Origin of the sequence: Pseudomonas sp. P135, from assembly GCF_020312125.1 — a bacterium.
GTDB classification, from domain to species: domain Bacteria; phylum Pseudomonadota; class Gammaproteobacteria; order Pseudomonadales; family Pseudomonadaceae; genus Aquipseudomonas; species Aquipseudomonas fragariae.
The window spans coordinates 250,095-268,461 of sequence record NZ_JAGPYR010000007.1 but is presented as its reverse complement, the minus strand read 5'-3'; the positions used below and the strand labels follow the sequence as shown (position 1 = coordinate 268,461).

Genomic DNA, 18,367 nt, shown 5'->3' with positions numbered 1-18,367 from the left:
GTCACTTGGTGGTGTGGGAAAAGGTCACGAGCTGGCGCTGGCCGGTCTCGATATCGAACAGCAAGGGCGTGGAATTGATCGCCAGTCGAACCTGGGTGCCGGGTATCTGGTGTTGCCGTCCGGCGAGGCTGACAACGCAGCGCGTTCCAGCCAGTTGGCAATACAGCAGCGTGTGGCTGCCCAGATTCTCTGAAGACTCCACTGTGGCAGTCACGCCTTGTTGATCGAGCATGAAGGTCTCGGGGCGCAGGCCCATCAGCCATTTGCCGGTCCGGTTGCTGGCAATGCCGAGCTTGATGGGCAGGCGTTGACCATCGGCGAGCATTAAGAGCTTGTCGTCCAGGCAGTGCACCGGTAGCAGGTTCATGGGCGGCGTGCCGATGAAGCTGGCGACGAATGTGCTGGCGGGTTGATCGTAGATCTGCGCAGGCGTGCCGATCTGCTCGACACGGCCTTTGTCGAGAATCACCACGCGCTCGGCGAGGGTCATGGCTTCGGTCTGATCGTGGGTGACATACAGGATCGTCGCGCCGGTCTGCCGGTGCAGGCTGCGAATCAACAGACGCATTTCATGACGCAGCGCGCTGTCCAGGTTGCACAGCGGCTCATCGAACAGCAGCACCGGCGGTTTGCGGATCAACGCCCGACCGATGGCGACGCGCTGGCGCTGGCCGCCGGAAAGCTCTCCGGGCTTGCGTTGCAGTAGCTCTTCCAGACCCAGCGAAGCGGCGCACTCGCGGATGCGCTGCTCGCGTTCCTTGCGTGCAACCCGCGCCAGCTTGAGCGCGTAGCCGATATTGTCGGCCACGCTCATGTGCGGGTAGAGCGCGTAGTTCTGAAACACCATGGCGCAGCCGCGCTCCTTGGGCGGCAGGCGCGTGACGTCACGGCCACCCATGAGGATCTGCCCTTGGCTGACCTCTTCCAGCCCGGCCACCATGCGCAGCAGCGTGGACTTGCCACACCCGGACGGGCCGAGGATCACGTTAAGCTCGCCCGCCTTGAAAACCAGGTCGAGCCCGTGAAGGATGGGCTCGGTGCCGTAGGTTTTGTGCAGGTCCGTGAGGATAATATCCGGCGCGCAGGTAATAGGGGTGAGCGCGTTCATTTACCGACTCCAATCAGGCCTTTGACAAACCAGCGCTGCATGAGCGCAATGACGAGGATGGGCGGCAGCATGCTGACCACAGCAGCGGCCATCAGCAGGTTCCACTCGGGGACCTGGGTTGCATCGGTCGGCAGAAAGCTGGCCACGCCCAGCACCAGCGTGCGCATGTCCTCGCGATTGGTTGCCACCAGCGGCCACAGGTAGTCCTTCCAGGCGCCGATGAACACCAGCGTGCCGAGCGCAGCAAAGTTGGTCTTCGACAGTGGCAGCAGGATGTCGATGAAAAACCGCCAGGGCCCTGCACCGTCCATGCGTGCGGCCTCGACCAGCTCGGCAGGCAGCGTCTGGTAGAACTGCCGAAACAGAAAGGTGCCGGTCGCCGAGGCAATCAGCGGCAGGGCGAGGCCGGGGTAGCTGTCGAGCAAATTGATGGTCGGCAGTGGCAGCCACTGAATGCCCAGCCAGTGCAACAGGCTGCGCACGGGGCCGAGCAGATCGCTGGCCACTGCATACGTGGGGATGATCCGTACTTCCAGCGGCAGCAGCAGCGCCCCCAGCACGGCGAAGAAAATCACCGAACTGTAGCGGCTGCGAAAGTACACCACGGCAAAGGCCGTCAGCGCCGAGAGCGTCAGCTTGCCAATCACCACCAGCGTGGCGACCAGCAGGCTGTTGCCCAGCAGGCGCAGCAGATCCAGACGCCGGCTGACCTGCTGCAGATTCTCCAGCAGTTGGTCGCCGGGGATCACCGCAAGACCGTGGGCGAACAATTGCGGGTTACTGACGGTCGCCGAGCAGACCGCTATGTACAGCGGCCCCAACGCGAACACCAGGCCAAGGGTCAGCAGCAGGTAAGCGCCTGCGTTGAACAGCCGGTTATGCTCGATCATGCTTTCACCCCACGACGCTGGAAGCGCGACAGGAGTGTGAATTGGGCGACGCTCAGCGCCACCACTGCCAGCAGCATGAGCACTGACAGGGTCGATGAGCCTGCCAGATCCAGCCCCATGAAACCGTCGGTGTAAATCTTGTAGGCCAGCACATTGGTGGTGTCGCCAGGTCCGCCTTGGGTGAGGGTGTCGACCAGGCCGAAACTGTTCGACAGGCTTTCCAGCAGGTCGATGACAAACACGAACAGCAGATAAGGCGCGATCAGGGGCAGTTGTATGTCGAGCATGCGCCGCAAGGGACCTGCTCCATCCAGTGCAGCAGCGGCGAGGTAGTCGTCGGGCACCGATTTCAGGCTGGCGACCAGCATCACGAAGTTGAACGGCACCAGGCACCAGGCATACGCCACGATCAACAACAGCATGCTCTGTATCGGGCTGGCGTAGGGCGCCCAGGTGCCGGGTGCAATCGCGTTGAACCAGGCGAAGATGCCCATCACCGGATTGGCCAGCACATGAAAGACGATACCGATGGTGGCGCCCGATACCGCGTAGGGCCAGATCAGCAGGTTGCGAAACACGGCGTTGCCGCGCAGTTTCAGTTCCAGGCACAGCGCAAGCACCAGTGCGATAAGGATCGAAAGCACGACGCTCGACAAGCTGAACACCAGTGTCGAGCCCAGCGACGCCAGCACGCCTGGGTCCCTCAGCACCCGCCAGTAATTGCTCAGGCCAACGAAGATTTCATTACCGCCGAAGGGCGGCACCAGATGAAACGACCACCAGATGGCCTGGACCGCAGGCCAATAAAAGAACAGGCCGAGCGCCAGCAGTTGCGGCAGGGCAAACAGCAGCGCCAGACGTGGCTGTGGGAAATGAGCACGGGGTTTCATGGCGTGGCCTCGCTCGACTCGTTGCTGGCCTGGGCGCGGTGCATCTGTTGAAACAGACCCAGCAGCTCGTTGGCCCGTAGCGTCGTCTGGCGCAGGGCCGGATCGATGCTCTGGCGACCCGCGAGCGCGTTCTCCATTTCCTGCGACCAGATCAGGCGCATCAGCGTGATAAAGCCGCAGCGCAAAGGCGCGGAAGGCTGACCGTCGATATCGTCCAGCGCTGTCAGTCCGACCGTGATTGCCGATGGCTCGCTGGCTGCGGATTGCAAACGTGCAGCGGCGGCCTGGGTAACGGGCAGGTAGCCCGTTCGGGCGCTGAATATCAACTGGTTGTCCGGTTGCAGCACGAACGCCAGAAATTCCGAGACCAGCCGGTAATCCCTGACGGAATGCCCGCGCATGACCCACAGCGAGGAACCTCCGGGAACGTTGGCACGTCGCTGGGTGGCCGCGTAAATCGGCAGTGCCGTGACCTGGATATCGGATTTGAGCGTGCTGTGTACAACATTCCACGCCCCGGTGGAGTCGAGCAGCATGGCGCAATCGTCGGTGGCGAACGCCAGCGCCTGCTGCCCGCTGCGGGTAGCATCCTCATGCACCACCAATCCTTCGGAGGTCCATTGCGCGAGGTCTTTCATGAGGCGCAGATGGGGGCCTTCGTCGAACTGATAGCGGTCACCGCCTGCGGAGCGAATCGCAACGTCGGTGCCTTGCGCTGCGCTGGTTTGCTCAAGCCAGATCCAGGGGGCAAAGGCGCTGACGAGCGGGCATTGCTGACCGTTTTTCTTCAGGGCCCGCAAGGCATCCGCAAAGGCTTCCCAGGTGGCGGGTGGCTCGCTGATCCCGGCAGCGGCCAGTGCCTTCCGGTGTGTATAAAGCACGGCTGTGGACGCCGCAAAAGGCTGCGCCGCGAGCGTGCCGTGGTCGTCGGCGTAATAGCGCCGCAAGGCTGGCAGAAAGGTATCGTCGGGATAGGCCCTGTGATGATCGGCCATGATCGCCTCGACAGGTCGGGTGGCACTGCCCAGCAGCATGTCAGGCGTGGCAACGTCGTAAATCTCCACCAGTGCCGGGCCTATGCCCGCCCGGTAAGCCGCTACGGTTTTCTGCAGCGTCTGCTCATAACTGCCCTGGCGGACACAGTGCAGACGATCACCTTCCTCGCGTGGCGCATTGAAGCTTCTGCACAGATCCGCGATGGCACTCCCGGCCGCGCCACTGTGGCTGTACCAGAACTCGGCCGGTGCCGCGGCGAAGGCGTTTGCAGCGAGCGACAGCAGGGCCAGCACGGAAAACATCTTACGGATAGAAGGCATGAGGACGCTCACAAGAACTCAATGCCATTTAATACAGGTTGTGTGTAGTATTTGTGACCTGCGCGACTTTTATTAAATTTTCATGATTGAAGCGTGCAGTGGATGGTGGGCGATACACTGCTCCACACGCCGACTGTTTTAATTCTCATCTGATTTGAAGACTCCATGCCTCTCGACCTCGACACGCCACTTGATTCGCATCAACCGTTGAGCCTCAATGAACGCAAGTTGCTGGACATCCTTCGTCGTCGAGGTGCGATCACCCGTGCTACGGTTTCGACCGAGATGGACCTGGCTCAGCAGTCAGTGCACCGGCTCATCGAAGAACTGATCAGTCGTGGCCTGCTGCGCAGTGGTGAGCGCGTCAAGAACGGCCGCGGTCAGCCCAGCCCGCGCATCGAACTGGTCAATGAAGCGGTGTATGCCATCGGTGTATCGATCAACACCGACTCGGCGGTGGTCTGCGTCGCCGACCTGGGCTGCAATGTGCTGGAACAGGTCACCCTGCGCACGCCGCCGTTAAGCCGCAACAGCACCCTGGATTCACTGGAAAAGACCATCGAACGCATGCTTCAGCGCAACGGCATTGAAGCGCAACGCGTCGTCGGCATGGGTTTCGCGATTGCCGGCTTTTTTCTTGAAAACCGCCAGATCAATGCACCGGAACCGCTGCGCGACTGGTCATTGATGGATCTGCAACCGGTGCTGGAAGAACGTTTCGGCATGCCGGTCTGGCTGGAAAACAACGCCACCACCGCGGCCATCGGCGAAAGCCTGGTCGGCGTGGGCGCCTGGGCCAGCAACTTCATCTACCTGTCCTTCAACTTCGGTTTCGGCGCAGGCGTTGTCATCAACGGCAAACCGTATTTCGGCAGCCACGGCAATGCAGGCGAGATCACCCTCTACAACGACGAAGAATCGATAAACCGCCCGGCCTTGCGCTACTTGCTGGAAGACTTGCATCAGAACGGTGTGCAGGTCGACTCGATCGAAGACCTGCGCCTGCGCTTCGACCCCGACTGGCCCGGTGTGGATACCTGGCTGACGCGCGTCAAGCTCACACTGGATCGCCTGATCAACGCACTGGCGGGCCTGTTCGATCCGCAGGCCGTGGTGTTTGGCGGGCAATTACCGCCCGAATTGGGAAAACGCCTGATCGCCGCGACGACCTTCTGGGGCACCCATCGCTACAACTCCCCGCCGCCTCGGCCCCAGTTATTGCTGAGCGAAACGAATGGGGACGCGGCGGTTCTGGGGGCAGCGCTGGTGCCGTTGAAGGAGCGGTTTTTTGTTTGATTCGTTGGGCGTTGGGTGGACAGGTATTGGCGGTTTTTGGGTGGTGCTGTTGACTGTTGTTGGGCCAAAGCTGGTGTTTCAAGGGTTGTCGTAGTGCTGTACCTCAGTCGCAGACCGATCGATGCGCTTTTCCATATCGGCAACAAACCCGTTCAATGGCATCAATTGCTCTCCTGCATACCCCGGGTACTGCACCTGATACGGCGGTTCACCGGACAAATTGCGTAACTGGTCCAGGCTCTGCGCCACATAGGCAACGCTGACAAACTGCGCGCCCGTGCGGTCGTTCGCCCAGCGTTCAAACACGATAGTGCCGCCTGGTGCTGCGTCATTCTCGGGGTATTCGGCGATTTTCCAGTCAAAACCCAGCAGCGTTCGCAACTGCGCGATGTTGCTGTCGTGGCCTACGTACGCCAACCATTTGCTACCCGGCGGGCTGCCCACGGATGTCGGTTGCAGAGCCAGGAGGATTTGTCCGAGCAATTGCGAAGCACCCCGCTGGGCGATGTAAGGTACGTGATTGCTCAGCGCGTATTTGCCCGAACGCAAGGCCATCAAGCGCGATACGTCTGCAGCGGTGCGCCCTTCGCCAAACGCCACCTGGTCCAGTGGCAAGCCTTCGGCGTATTGCATGCGGAAGGTTTCGCTCATGGCCGCGCCCACGCTCAACGGTCCGCTGAGCCTGGTGACGCCTGCCTTCTCTTTCAGTGCCCAGGGTTGCTTGCTCAAGGCACAGGTCTTTTTCCCGCAGTTCGTCGGCACGCCTGCCAATTGCTGCATGGCCAGCAACGGCGCGGCAAAGCGCTCGCGAGCTGCGTCGACGCTGCCACCCATGGCTGCCAGCATCGCCGCCTGGGTGCGCGCCGGGTCCAGCGGTGCCAGGCCATTTTCGCCGCCGTGGAACAGCCGGTCTTCACTCTCACGCCCATGGTGTACTGCTATGTTGCAGCCCGGGAACATCCCCTTTACCAGCGCCGCACTGGTGGCCTGGGTTCGCGCTACCGGGCTGGACCACACGTAGGCATCCCCCGCCTGCGGGCACTGCCCCGCCTTGAACAGGCCGAGCGAATCCAGCGTGTGGCGTTGCCATTGGCCCAGCAGCACGGTGGCAGCGCGGCCATGCTCGGTCAACTGACCGTCGCGGGCACCAAACGCTGGCCAGGTCCTGGCCGACCAGCGTTGCAACTTGGCGGTGTCGGTAGCCGGGCGGATACCGTGGCGCATCACCAGTACCACCTTGTCCAGGCGCAGGCCGGTGGTGTCCAGAGGCGCGGCCACCGATGGAAGCGCCAGGCACACGCCCAGCGCCAACCCCGCATACTTCAACAAAGTCGATTTCATCATCACGGGCCTAGAAGTCATAGCGGGTATTGAGGCTTAACGTACGTGGCGAACCCGGTTGCAGATAGTTTTCCTGATAGTAGGTCCAGTACTTTTTGTTGGCCAGGTTGGTGACGTTGGCACCCAGGGTCAGCGCATGGCCATCGCCCAGACGCAGACGATAGCCGCCTCCGGCATCGAACAGGCTGTAGGCCGGGAGGGTATGCACGTTGCCCGAATCCACCGCCATTTCGCCGATACGCTGGGCGCCGGTGTGCAGGAACATCCCGGGCACCACGGGCACACGATAGGTAACCTGGGTTGCGGCCTGATAGTGCGCCGCACCGGCTGCGCGGTTTCCGTCCACACCGTCTCCCGCATCGTGGTAGGCCGAGTCCAGTGACATGACGCTACCTTCCACTGTCAGGTCCGGCGTGGCATCGACGCTGGCGTTCAGCTCCAGGCCCTGATAGCGGATGGTGCCGCTTTGCACGTAGACGTTGGCGTCGTTGGTGTACTCGGCGCCACGGTCGATGCGAAACGCTGCGGCGGTGGCACTCCAGTTACGCTGCTGGGCTTTCACGCCCACTTCGTATTGCTTGCTGAGCAGCGGGCTCAGGGTCTGGTCGGAGTTGACTGCGCTGCTGGGTGCGGTGCCGCCGCTTTCCAGAGATTCGACGTAACTGGCATACAGCGTCACGTCCTGGGTCGGCTTGTACATCAATGCAACGGTTGGGGTGGCCGGCCGGGCCTTGTACGGCGTCACAGCGGAGGTGGCGGAGTCGTGGGTTTGCTCACGGTAGTTTTCGTTGCGCAGGCCAGCCAGCAACGACCAGTGTTCGCCCAGGCCGATGGTGTCGCTGGCGAACACCGCGCTTTCCTTGACGTTGTCGTCACCGTAGGTACCGCCGCTGTAGTCGATGTTGTACACCGAGAAGATCGTCGGGTTGTACAGGTTGCCCTTGCCCACGGTGGTCTTTGGGGTGACCACGGATTTGTCCGAGTTCAGTTGGGAATAGCTGGCGCCCAGTACCACGTCGTGAGTGAACCATCCCGTGGTGAATTTACCTTCCAGGGTGCCCATGGTGTCGTTGTAGTCGTAGGCGTGGTACTCGGACGTCACCTTGTCGGTGTACGCGCCGGCGTCGCTGGAAATCTGGTATTGGTCCTTCACATAACGGCGTGTCGAATCGGAGTAGCGGTAGGCCAGCTTGCCGGTCCAGTCGGGAGAAAACTTGTAGGTGGCGCTCACGGTCGACAGGCTGTAGTCGACATCGGTGTAGGAGCCATTGCTGTACAGGCGCTTGCTGCCGTCAATAGGGCTGGGCAGGGCGTTCTTGGTGTTGACGATGATGTCGGTGCCACCGCTGGTATTGCGTTTCTGGTACAGAGTGTCGAAGTCAACGCTCAAGTCATCACTGAGCTGCGCGTTCAAAGCCACGCCGACTGCCGTGCGGTTGACCTTGGCGTCACCCGAAGCGGCATCGCCTTCCTCGTGCACCACGTTGACCCGGTAGCCGAAACGCGGGTCATCCAGACGCCCTCCGGCATCCAGATGTTCCTTATAGACGTTGTCGGACTGGTAGCCGGCATCAACGCTGAGGGTGGTCTTGTCGGTAGGCCGCTTGGTTACGTAGTTGACGATGCCGCCCGGGCTGCCGAAGCCATACATGAAGCCCGACAGGCCTTTAAGCACATCGACCCGCTCGAACATCTCAAGAGGCATTTCCACGCCGCGGTTGATGTTGGCCATGCCGTCGACTTTGTAGCCGTTCAGGTCATCGAGGGGGAGGCCGCGCACGGCCAGTGTGGCGGGGTGGGTGCCATAGCTCGAACTGATGGAGGTGACCGAGGCATCATACTTGACAGCCTCAGACAGGATGCCCGCCTGACGGGCCTGGATTTCGTCGCTGCCTACGCTCTTGAACGAAAACGGTGTGTCGATCACCGCGTGGCTGCCCAAGGCGCCGCTGTTGGTCTGCTGGTGCAGCGCCGGCTTGCGCTTGGTGGCCTTTACCGTGACTTGAGGCAACGTGGCCAATGTACTGTCGTCGATGGCCGGTGGTACATCGGCAGCAAACGATGGCAAGGCCAGGGAGAACGCTGCGAAACCGAGACCTGCACGCACATACAACGAGGATTTGCGAAACATGACTGCACCTTCGAAAACGGCCGTTCACGGCCTGGTTGATTTCTGTCGCGCGCACTTCGCCGTGGCCGGCTGTAACAGCCGGCCAAGGGGGGTGAAGGAAGGCGGCGCGGTTGTTAAGGCGTAACGGCCTTGGTCACGAAGCCGATCTTGTCCAGGCCACCGGACTGCGCCGCGGCCATTACCTGCACCACCTTTTCATACGGGGTGTTGCGTTCGGCGCGCAGGTGCAACTCCGGTACCGGCTGACGCGCGGCGGCCTCGGCGATCAGTGCCGGCAAGTCGCTGTCGCCGATGTCGCGGTCGTCCCAATGCAGGTGGCCTTCGTTGTCCAGTGCCAGATCCACGGACGGCGGCGGTTTGTTGTCCTGCTGCGCGGCGGCCTTGGGCAGGTCAATCTTCACCGTGTGCTGGATGGCCGGCACGGTGATGATGAAGATCACCAACAGCACCAGCATCACGTCCACCAGTGGCGTGGTATTGATCTCGGGGTTGAAGCCGTCCTCTTCCAGTTCATCCTCGCCCAGCAATCCACTGGCCATCAGACGAACTCCGCCTGGGCGTTGAACGTGCTGCGCGCAGGCTGCCCGCCGCGAGGGGTCGCACGGGCGCCGATCACCAGCAGGTCGTGCAGTTCGAAGGCAAACTTGCCCAGTTCAGCGAGGGTCTGCTTGTTACTGCGCACCAGCAGGTTGTAGCCCAGGGTGGCCGGAATGGCCACGGCCAGTCCCAGAGCGGTCATGATCAGCGTTTCGCCGACGGGGCCTGCGACCTTGTCGATGCTCGCGTCGCCGGTCAGGCCGATCTTCATCAAGGCGTGATAGATGCCCCACACGGTGCCGAGCAAACCGACAAACGGGGCGCTGGAACCCACGGTGGCCAAAATCGCCATGCCGCCCTGTAACTGTCCGCCCACGGTCAGGGTGGCTTGGCGCAAGGCGCGGGTCAGCCATTCGCTGAAGGCCGGCGGGTGCATGTCGCCATTCAGCGCATCACGGTGCTGGCGTGCGGCGCTGACGCCGGCCTGGGTCAGTTCGGCGTAGGCACTATGATGTCCCAGTTGTTGCACGCCATCCTTGAGCGTCGGTGCGTTCCAGAACGCCTCCAGCAACTTCGGTGAACGCAGGCGATGCAGTGCCAGGCGCACCAGCTTGTCGACCATCACGTACCAGGACGCAATCGACATCACCAGCAACGTCAAGGCCACGCCACGGGTGACAACGTCGGCCTGTTGCCACAAAACATTCAAACCCAGTGTTCCGGTGTCCATATGTATTTCCTTTCTTTGAGGTGAGCACTGCCCTGACCGGGAGGCCCGTCGATAAAAGATGGTGGGTTACGCCTGCGTGAGTGCTAACTGTCGAGCTGGAATCGCAACGGCACGATCACGTACACCGACACCGCATGACCCTCCTCCAGATGAGGCTTGAACAGTGCGCCGCGCACAGCCGTCCTGCCCGCCTCGTCGAGGTTGCCAAAGCCCGAGGAGCGTACGATGTCCACCGCGCCGGGCTTGCCGTGCTCGTCCACCAGCACCCGCAGGATCACGGTGCCCTCGTGGCCCTCTTCACGCGCACTGTCGGGATAGTCGGGTTGTGGTTCATGCACGTATTCGACGCCACGGGTGAGGGTCTTGGGCTGCGGCGGTGGTGCGGGAGTTTGCGCAACTACCGGTGCGGCAGCCGCAGTGCTGATGGTCGCGGGGGCAGACGTTGCGGCGGCCACAACGGGGCGTTGCATCACCTGCGGTTTGGCCGCGGGCTTGTGCCGGGCCACCGGCTGAACGGCCACAGACGTGGGTGCCGGTACGACCGGGGCAACGGGAGGCGGTGGCGTGGGCGCGGCACTTGCGGCTGGCGCCGGAGTCGGTTCATTGATGACCGAGGCGTAAATAGTACGAGTCGCCTGCGGCGCAAGCGCAGGGGTCGATGACCCGGTCACCATGCTCAATGCCAAAATATGCACGGCCACCACCAGCGTTATCGCGCATCCTCGGCGCAGCAATCGCGAGGCGCTGCCGGCAGGCAATGGCTGAAGGTGCAGCAGGGGTGTCAGCGTCGCATCCACGATTGATTTCCTCCAGGCCGGTAGGCCGGGCACATCGGGCGCATTCCCTGCGAAAGTTGGGTCCGAGGCCGGTACAGGCACCTCGTAACGCGTGTCGGAGGAATATAGGAGTGACGAGTGACAGATACGTGACAGAGAAGAATTATCAAGTAAGCAGTTTGTGACGATTGCATGGTCGCCAACAGGCGTGACCGCATAAGCGGTCATCCGGCCAACCATAAGGCCTACGGCTAACGGACTTTGATGCCCTCAGCCCCCTGCCGCACACGTTGCATAAGTTGCCCGACAACGATGGCTTCAACAGCACCTTCACTGGCATTCGCCTCAAAAGCAGCGCAGCAAGCCGATGCGTCGCCGTCGCAGATGCGGTAGACAGCAATGACGCTGCCTGGCCCGCAGCCTGTGTGCCCGGATAGAGAATACCCACCGTCAATCGAACCTTGCATCAAGCCCAGGCCATAGCCCGGCGTGATCCATGGGCGCCCGGGAATCGGGCCGCCTAGGCTCTGTACGAAAAGTGGCTGCGCTCGGTGATGCTTCGTTAAAAACAGGCTCGGAATGCTCATTTACAACACGTAGACTCCGCTTCCTCGCCTGTTTTTGCCTCGCCTGACCTTCGCTCGCCGACTTTTCGTACAGAGCCTAGTGTTCGTGCTGTCTGCATTTCCTGAAGCAGGCCCGTGGAGAGGAGGTCTGCGCAGAGAAGTCGATCCAGAAAGAGCGCTGCTTGCGAAATCGGGCCGATCAACAAACCGTGGTAAACCCAGGCGGGGTCATAATTCGAGGTACTTCCCTGATGGGTCGTTTGTAAATCGGCTCGTGTTTTAGCAAAGCGAACGTTCGAGATGCCCAGAGGCGAAAGAGCACGTTGAATCACCGCAGCATCAAGCGTCAGATCAGTCAGCCGTTCAATTAGCCTGCCGATGAACAAGTAGCCGAGATTCGAGTAACGCCAGCCGGTTCCGGGACTGTATCGAAGTCGAGTACCGTCAAGACGTCGCATCATTTCATCTGCCGGCCAGGCGGGGTCACCGCTGGCAACGGCGGTGTGATACTGCGCAAGTTCTCCGTAATCAGCCAGGCCTGCCTCGTGCCGCAGTAGCTGGCGCAAGGTGAAAGGCTGGTCGGGAATGGGGTCGTCCAATCCGATCAGTCCGTCACGCACCAACGACAGGGCTGTCGCAGCCAGGACCGTTTTCGTAAAACTCCACCAGGGGGCGATCAGTTCCAATCGCTCTGGCGTGTGTGGCTGACCATTTGACAAGAGTGAAATGAGCATTGGCTTCCCTGGAATGGTGAGCGGATCGACAGCCCGACAAGAGATCTCAATTATTCTTCTTCGCCGGGGTGAAGTCAGCCGTTTGTACTGTACTAAGCGACTGTTTTGGGCAGACAGCTGCCTGTGGCGGGGCCGGCAGGTGTGTGGGCTGGCCGATTAACATTTATTCATGCAGTCGATACTTAAGATTCAAGCGCCTCGGCCGATTATATGAGATGGCTGAGCTTAAGTTAGTGCTCATCCTCGTTGGCTAATAAGTTCTTATGTAGGTGGAGTGAACAAGTGAAGTTACGCCTAAGCTGCAAAGCTATCATGATCGCCCTGTCTGTTGCCTTGTCGAATGTGGCGACTTCTGAAGAGCTTAAAGTGTACAATTTTTCGCCTGTCAATCAATACAATCTTAATCTTTCAGCCAGTTTTTGGAATCCCATCATAAAGTACGTGTCCGAAAAAAGCGGCGTGAACCTCACGCTGAAATTAGGGCGAACCTCCTCGGACACAACCAGTTATGTGCTCGCGCAAGAAGTTGATTTCGCGTTCACCAACCATCTATTTAGCCCCGAACGCGACAAGATGGGCTGGACGGTGTTTGGTCGCCGTGACGCGCCTGCCCTCGAAGGACAAATCGTGGTGCCTGTCGACTCGCCAATTCATAGCCTTTCGGAGCTAGCGGGCAAAGAAGTTGTTTACCCGGGACCCGAAGCGTTTATTGCTTATAAAGTCACCAGCTCGGAATTGGTCAAGCAAGGCATCAATACATCTACGGTGTTTGCAGGAAACATGGACGGTGCGTTCAGCCAACTCCTGAGTGGTAAGGCTCAAGCGATGGGGGCCAACTCACAGCTTGTAAGCGGCTACACGGAGAGGGAAGGGAAGTCGTTCCGCGTACTGTGGAGTTCGGCCTCGTTCAATGATTTAGCCCTGATGGCATCCCCGCGGGTTTCTAAAAAAGAACGTGATGCGGTCGCCAACGCATTTCTGAATATGCAACATGACGCCGACGGTAGCAGGATTCTGCGTGAGGCAACCGAGCTCGTCCATGCACCGGCACCGATTACGTTCATTCCTGCGACGGAAGCGGATTATGCTTCCTATCGAGATTTTTATAAAAGTTTGCCGGCAAACCTTAAGTAAATAATTTCAACGTTAGCTGGAGAGGCTGTTAATGAATTTCTTTAAAAGCCTGCTGCCCAAATCACTGACGTCGCGAATACTGGCGATGTTATCCATTCTGATACTGACCTTTCTGACGACGGGTCTGGTTCTGTTTTATAAAAATCAGCTGCTTCAGCATATTGAAGAGATACAAGACACCGCCAACATGCTGATCGAGGTTGCCGCGCAAGCGGTAGAGGAAAGTGTCGTCATCGGCGATTACGACACCATCAAAAGAACCCTCGAAAAAACCCTGGCCCGCTCGCCGTTCAAATCGGCCATGTTTATTGACCTGTCGGGTGGCGTCATTCGCCTTGAGGCCGCCAGTGCGCCACTTGGCAGAGCACCTGCGTGGATAGAGTCTGAAGTCGCTGCACGATTATTCGATGTCAATCGTCCGATCACTATTGGCGGGAAAGACTACGGCGTGATGCGTCTGTCTTTCAACGCCGAGAGAATTGCTGCCGAACTCTACAGTCTGGTGATCCAGGCGACACTCTTTGCGGGATTTTTCTTGCTGATCAGCTTGATGCTAATGGGGTTCATGATCAAGCGTTCGCTTGCCCACCTGGGCAAGCTTCATTCTTATGAGGCAGAAATCGCTTCAGGCGCAGTGGCAGCAGAAGCGATGTTGGTCGCTGATGCTCCCATGGAAATACAGGAGGCTATAAAAGCCGTAAACCGTACTGCTGCGAGTATGCGCAATCACTTTGGCCTGCGTATCGAATCGTTGATGAATACCTTGGTGCAGCATAAAAATGCGCTGGATGAGGTGTCCATCGTTTGCGAAGTGTCGGCCTCCGGACGTATCACCTACGTTAACGAGCGATTCGTCACCAGCTCACAGCATTCGCGAGCCGAGCTTTTAGAGTTGACGATCGATGAAGTCTGGACCGGCATGTCTTCAGCCAACGAACCGTGGCTATGGGCACCTGAAAACAAGGTGTGGAACGGTGAGGTGAGGCTTTCTGGTCGTACCGGTAAGGAGGCTTGGCATCAACGCACTGTCATACCTATTCTCGATGACTTGGGCGGCGTTGAAAAATACATCTGCATCGATATCGATATTACAGATCGAAAAGAATTTGAAGTGGCGATTCTGGATAACTCCAGAAGGCAAAACCTTATCGCCTTGTTTGGCCAGCAGGCATTGACAGAAGAAAACGTCAGTGTGCTAGGTGAACGGGCAGCACTGACTGCGGCGCAAGGACTGAAATTGAGCAAGGCCGCTTTATTGGTCGTTGATCGAGTGAGCCATGGGACCGTCCTCCATGCGGGGGTTGGCTTGACCCGATTTGAAATCCGCAGCGGTCATCATGATGAATTTCTGAACGGTACTGCTCCTTCTGCGGGGTTTGTGATTAATTCTGATGCGCCTGATAATCGCTACACGCTGCTTCCTGCTGAAACAGTGGACGCTTACACGATTAGAAGTAGCCTGGAGGTTGATATATCCTGCACGGAGGTTTTCAAGGGCGTGCTTGGGGTGTATGCCAGCACGGACCACCCCTTTACACGTGAAGATGTCAGCTACCTTCAAACACTTGCCAACCTCTTGGCCGCCGCGCTTGAACGGTATGACGCAAAGAAAAAGCTCACCTATCTGGCCGAAAATGATTCGCTCACCCATCTGCCTAATCGCTGGTTCCTCAGCAATTATCTGCGCGAGATAATCAGTCGGAAAACGTCAGTGCCAGATGCGGTAAGCGTCATATTCATTGATTTGGACAGATTCAAGGCCGTTAATGACACCATGGGGCATTCAGTGGGCGATCAATTGCTTATTCAGGCGGGTCGACGCTTGAAAGACTGCATAGGTGAGAACAGTGTGGTTGCGCGGCTGGGAGGCGATGAATTTTCGATCGTCGTCACACACTCTGTTTATTCCGAGAGCCTCATCAAATCGCTTGCGACCCATGTTGTTGAGGCGTTGGGGAAACCGTTCAACCTTGGCGGCCAGGATATATTCGTTTCGGCGAGTGTCGGCATCGCTAATTATCCGTTTGACGGGCGTGACACTGGTGTGATCTTGAAGAATGCGGATACCGCCATGTACCAGGCGAAGAAAAGTGGCCGTAATAATTTCAAGTTTTACAACGCCAGGATGAACGAAAGTTTAACCAGGCGCTTGCAAACTGAAACGCTGTTGCGCGGCGCGCTCGAGCGCGATGAGTTTATTCTGCACTTTCAGCCCAAGGTCAGCCTTACCGATGGCAGGATAAGTGGTCTGGAGGCTTTATTGCGCTGGAATCACCCTGAGCAAGGCATGGTTTCTCCGGCTGATTTCATCCCTATTCTTGAGGACACGGGCCTGATCATTCCTGTCGGCGTGTGGGTCATCCGGAAAGTCTGCGAAACCCTGAAGCGCTGGGAAGAGAATCATATCAGGCTGGTGCCGATCGCCATCAATCTGTCCGTCAGGCAGCTTCAGGTAAAAGGCCTGGCTGAGACCGTCAAGCATATCGTTGAAGCGTACGGTATCAACCCCGCTCTTTTAGAGTTCGAACTGACCGAGTCGATGCTGATGATCGACCCCGAGTCGGCGGTTGAAATACTTCGAGATATAAAGTCGTATGGCATCAGCCTTTCGGTCGATGATTTCGGAACGGGCTATTCCAGTTTGGCCTATTTGAAGCGATTTCCTCTTGATGCGCTCAAAATCGACAGGGCGTTCATCAAGGATATAACCAGCAATCATGAGGACGCCGCGATCACCAGGGCGGTCATCGTATTGGCGCACGAATTGGGTCTTAACGTGATTGCAGAAGGCGTCGAAACAGTCGACCAGTTGGAACTGCTCGTGACGTATGGCTGCGATCAAATGCAGGGTTATCTTTTTAGTAAGCCTGTCATCAGTGATGAGTGTGCTGCCATGATTAAATCGTCACGTAGTCTGGAGATAGGCTTTTCTGAAAGTGGTGTTGCGTGAGGCAGTAGTGATAGCGTCTGCGAGAGCCGTCATGCAGTTATGACCGGGCATTCGCAGCCCGCTCGAACGCGACTGAACTATGGAGCCCTCGCGGGGACTGAACTTAACCCCCCTTGAAGGAGCCAGCCCCATGAACAGCGATCAACTCAATCAATACGACGCCGAGCGCCTTCACCAGCGAGTAGCGGCCGAACTGGGCATTACTGCCGAAGAGCTGACCACCTGGATGATCAACGATATCGAACGCGTGACCGAGGGCGGCAAGGGCGTCGGGCACATGGTGGTCTTCCGCGAGTCGACCCCTGCGCAGATTCTCGACAAGGTCCAGCACAAGCAAAGCCATTTCACGGCCATGACCGGTGTGATCGACCTGAGCTAAGTGCAGCGGGCTTTGGTGTCAAAGCCCGCAGACTCAATAACCCGCCCCCGTACCTGCGCCGGTCACGATCGCAATCCCGGAACTGGTGCCCAGGCGCGTTGCGCCAGCTTCGATCATCGCTCTGGCCGTCGCCACGTCACGCACCCCGCCAGACGCCTTGACGCCGATGTCAGGGCCTACCACACGGCGCATCAGCGCCACATCCTCGAGCGTCGCGCCGCTGCGGCTGAAGCCAGTGGAGGTCTTGACGAATGCCACGCCCAGCTCGCGGCAAATCTCGCAGGCGCGCACCTTCTGCGCCTCATCGAGCAGGCAGGTTTCCAGGATCACCTTGAGCGGCACCTTGCCACAGGCTTGCAGCACCGCGGCGATATCGTCGCGGACCTCATCGAACAGACCGTCCTTGAGCCAGCCGATGTTCAGCACCATGTCGATTTCCTGAGCCCCGGCGGCGATCGTCAGGGCTGCTTCCGACGCCTTGCTGGCACTCAGCCCGGCGCCCAGTGGAAAGCCCACCACCGCACAGACCTTCACGGCAGACCCGGCCAGTTGTCGGGCGGCAAAAGGCACCTGGCTGGAGTTCACGCACACCGAGTAGAAGCCGTGTTCCCGGGCTTCTGCGCAAAGCGTGGCAATCTGCTCTCGGCTGGCATCCGCCGCCAACAAGGTGTGATCGATGGCCTGGGCCAGTGCAGCGGGTTCGAGCGAATTCATCAAGGGATTCCTGTCATCGGTAAAAATACTTGGGTGGATACCCGTAAGTTATAAAATTAACACTTGGTGTTACTCTAGTGACCCCACCAACGGATTGCCGGGATGCCCGTGGACGTCAAGAAAACCGACCGCATCAAACAGATTCAACAGGCCCTGCAAGATCAGAAAGCGATCCATCTGCGGGAGATGGCGGCGCTGCTCGATGTGTCCGAAATGACCTTGCGCCGCGACCTCAGCCGGCACCCCGAGCGGTTACGACTGCTGGGCGGCTACATCACCCGTGCCCACGATGATCCTGAACCGGGGGATTACCGGGTCAGCGAGCAGGGCACCCGCCATGTCGAGGAGAAGCGCCGCATCGGCAAGCTGGCCGCCACCTTCATCCAGCCCGGCGATACGGTATTTTTCGACTGTGGCACGACGATCCCCTTCGTGGTCGACTTCATCCCCGACGAGCTGGAGTTCACCGCGGTGTGCAACTCGCTCAACGTGCTGCTCAAGCTGCAGCAGAAACCCAACTGCAGCATCGTCCTGTGCGGCGGCATGTTCCACCGCAAGAACCAGGTGTTCGAGAGCCATGCCGAAACCAGCATCCTCGATGGCGTGCGCCTGACCTGGGCCTTTGTCTCGGCGGCCGGGGTCAGCCTGAACTGCGGTGTCACCTGCTTCAATCTCCACGAGGTTGAGGTCAAGCAGAAGGTCATGCGCCAGGCCCGGCAAAGCCTGCTGCTGGCCGATCACTCCAAATTCGACGCCGTACGCACTGCGCACTTCGGTGCCTTGAGCGATTTCCATTGCGTGGTCAGCGACAAGAAAATCCCGCGCAGCTACCGCGAGGCCATCGAGACCGGCGGCGCGCAGCTTGTGCTCTAGAT

The 18,367-nt window shown here is 59.2% G+C and carries 15 protein-coding genes and 1 pseudogene; 5 read left to right on the top strand and 11 right to left on the bottom strand.

What is annotated here, in order from left to right; all coding sequences use genetic code 11:
* Position 1 precedes the first annotated feature (1 nt).
* Genes KBY08_RS13770 through KBY08_RS13755 form a run of 4 tightly spaced genes read right to left on the bottom strand, consistent with a single transcriptional unit; the run spans position 2 to position 4,204 of the window.
* Positions 2–1,108 carry an ABC transporter ATP-binding protein gene (locus KBY08_RS13770; protein WP_024642448.1) on the bottom strand — a complete coding sequence of 369 codons (1,107 nt, stop codon included), beginning with the start codon at positions 1,106–1,108 and terminating at the stop codon, positions 2–4.
* Positions 1,105–1,998, bottom strand: coding sequence for an ABC transporter permease subunit (locus tag KBY08_RS13765; protein WP_003400407.1), 894 nt, complete (start codon positions 1,996–1,998; stop codon positions 1,105–1,107). The genes KBY08_RS13770 and KBY08_RS13765 overlap by 4 nt, the downstream gene beginning before the upstream one ends.
* Positions 1,995–2,888 carry a carbohydrate ABC transporter permease gene (locus tag KBY08_RS13760; RefSeq protein ID WP_024659935.1) on the bottom strand — a complete coding sequence of 298 codons (894 nt, stop codon included), beginning with the start codon at positions 2,886–2,888 and terminating at the stop codon, positions 1,995–1,997. The genes KBY08_RS13765 and KBY08_RS13760 overlap by 4 nt, the downstream gene beginning before the upstream one ends.
* Positions 2,885–4,204: an extracellular solute-binding protein gene (locus KBY08_RS13755; RefSeq protein WP_024659936.1), complete on the bottom strand. Its 1,320-nt coding sequence runs from the start codon at positions 4,202–4,204 to the stop codon at positions 2,885–2,887. Before KBY08_RS13755 ends, KBY08_RS13760 begins: the two co-directional genes overlap by 4 nt.
* Before the next feature lie 165 nt (positions 4,205–4,369).
* Between KBY08_RS13755 and KBY08_RS13750 the strand changes: the two genes are divergently transcribed.
* The gene (locus KBY08_RS13750) at positions 4,370–5,500 is read left to right on the top strand and encodes an ROK family transcriptional regulator (RefSeq protein ID WP_024642444.1); all 1,131 of its coding nucleotides are present in this window, start codon (positions 4,370–4,372) and stop codon (positions 5,498–5,500) included.
* A 78-nt stretch (positions 5,501–5,578) separates the two neighbouring features.
* Here KBY08_RS13750 and KBY08_RS13745 read toward each other — a convergent pair whose 3' ends face one another.
* The 6 genes and pseudogenes from KBY08_RS13745 to KBY08_RS26790 form a co-directional block, all read right to left on the bottom strand.
* Positions 5,579–6,844 carry a histidine-type phosphatase gene (locus tag KBY08_RS13745; protein WP_024659937.1) on the bottom strand — a complete coding sequence of 422 codons (1,266 nt, stop codon included), beginning with the start codon at positions 6,842–6,844 and terminating at the stop codon, positions 5,579–5,581.
* Between the two features lie 7 nt (positions 6,845–6,851).
* Positions 6,852–8,972 carry a TonB-dependent receptor gene (locus KBY08_RS13740; RefSeq protein ID WP_024642442.1) on the bottom strand — a complete coding sequence of 707 codons (2,121 nt, stop codon included), beginning with the start codon at positions 8,970–8,972 and terminating at the stop codon, positions 6,852–6,854.
* Between the two features lie 113 nt (positions 8,973–9,085).
* The gene (locus KBY08_RS13735; protein ID WP_011269072.1) at positions 9,086–9,511 is read right to left on the bottom strand and encodes an ExbD/TolR family protein; all 426 of its coding nucleotides are present in this window, start codon (positions 9,509–9,511) and stop codon (positions 9,086–9,088) included.
* Positions 9,511–10,239, bottom strand: a complete 729-nt coding sequence (locus tag KBY08_RS13730; RefSeq protein WP_011269071.1) for a MotA/TolQ/ExbB proton channel family protein — start codon at positions 10,237–10,239, stop codon at positions 9,511–9,513. Before KBY08_RS13730 ends, KBY08_RS13735 begins: the two co-directional genes overlap by 1 nt.
* A gap of 83 nt (positions 10,240–10,322) precedes the next feature.
* Positions 10,323–11,036 (bottom strand): energy transducer TonB, encoded by a 714-nt coding sequence (locus KBY08_RS13725; RefSeq protein ID WP_024659938.1) that lies wholly within the window; start codon positions 11,034–11,036, stop codon positions 10,323–10,325.
* Between the two features lie 230 nt (positions 11,037–11,266).
* Positions 11,267–12,315: pseudogene (locus KBY08_RS26790) on the bottom strand (serine hydrolase domain-containing protein).
* Positions 12,316–12,627: 312 nt separating this feature from the next.
* On the opposite strand from KBY08_RS26790, the gene KBY08_RS13710 reads away from it, so the two are divergent.
* From KBY08_RS13710 to KBY08_RS13700, 3 genes are all read left to right on the top strand, one after another.
* Positions 12,628–13,449 carry a phosphate/phosphite/phosphonate ABC transporter substrate-binding protein gene (locus tag KBY08_RS13710; protein ID WP_003400389.1) on the top strand — a complete coding sequence of 274 codons (822 nt, stop codon included), beginning with the start codon at positions 12,628–12,630 and terminating at the stop codon, positions 13,447–13,449.
* A 31-nt stretch (positions 13,450–13,480) separates the two neighbouring features.
* Positions 13,481–16,399, top strand: coding sequence for a putative bifunctional diguanylate cyclase/phosphodiesterase (locus KBY08_RS13705; RefSeq protein WP_111522234.1), 2,919 nt, complete (start codon positions 13,481–13,483; stop codon positions 16,397–16,399).
* Between the two features lie 130 nt (positions 16,400–16,529).
* On the top strand, positions 16,530–16,778 hold the full coding sequence (locus tag KBY08_RS13700; protein ID WP_111522233.1) for a hypothetical protein: 249 nt from the start codon (positions 16,530–16,532) through the stop codon (positions 16,776–16,778).
* 33 nt (positions 16,779–16,811) lie between these two features.
* On the opposite strand, the gene deoC is transcribed toward KBY08_RS13700, so the two are convergent.
* Positions 16,812–17,492, bottom strand: coding sequence for a deoxyribose-phosphate aldolase (deoC, locus tag KBY08_RS13695; protein WP_003436656.1), 681 nt, complete (start codon positions 17,490–17,492; stop codon positions 16,812–16,814).
* 102 nt (positions 17,493–17,594) lie between these two features.
* On the opposite strand from deoC, the gene deoR reads away from it, so the two are divergent.
* A complete protein-coding gene (gene deoR, locus KBY08_RS13690; protein ID WP_177410930.1) occupies positions 17,595–18,365 on the top strand; it encodes a DNA-binding transcriptional repressor DeoR in 771 nt (256 codons plus the stop codon).
* The last annotated feature ends 2 nt before the right edge of the window (positions 18,366–18,367 follow it).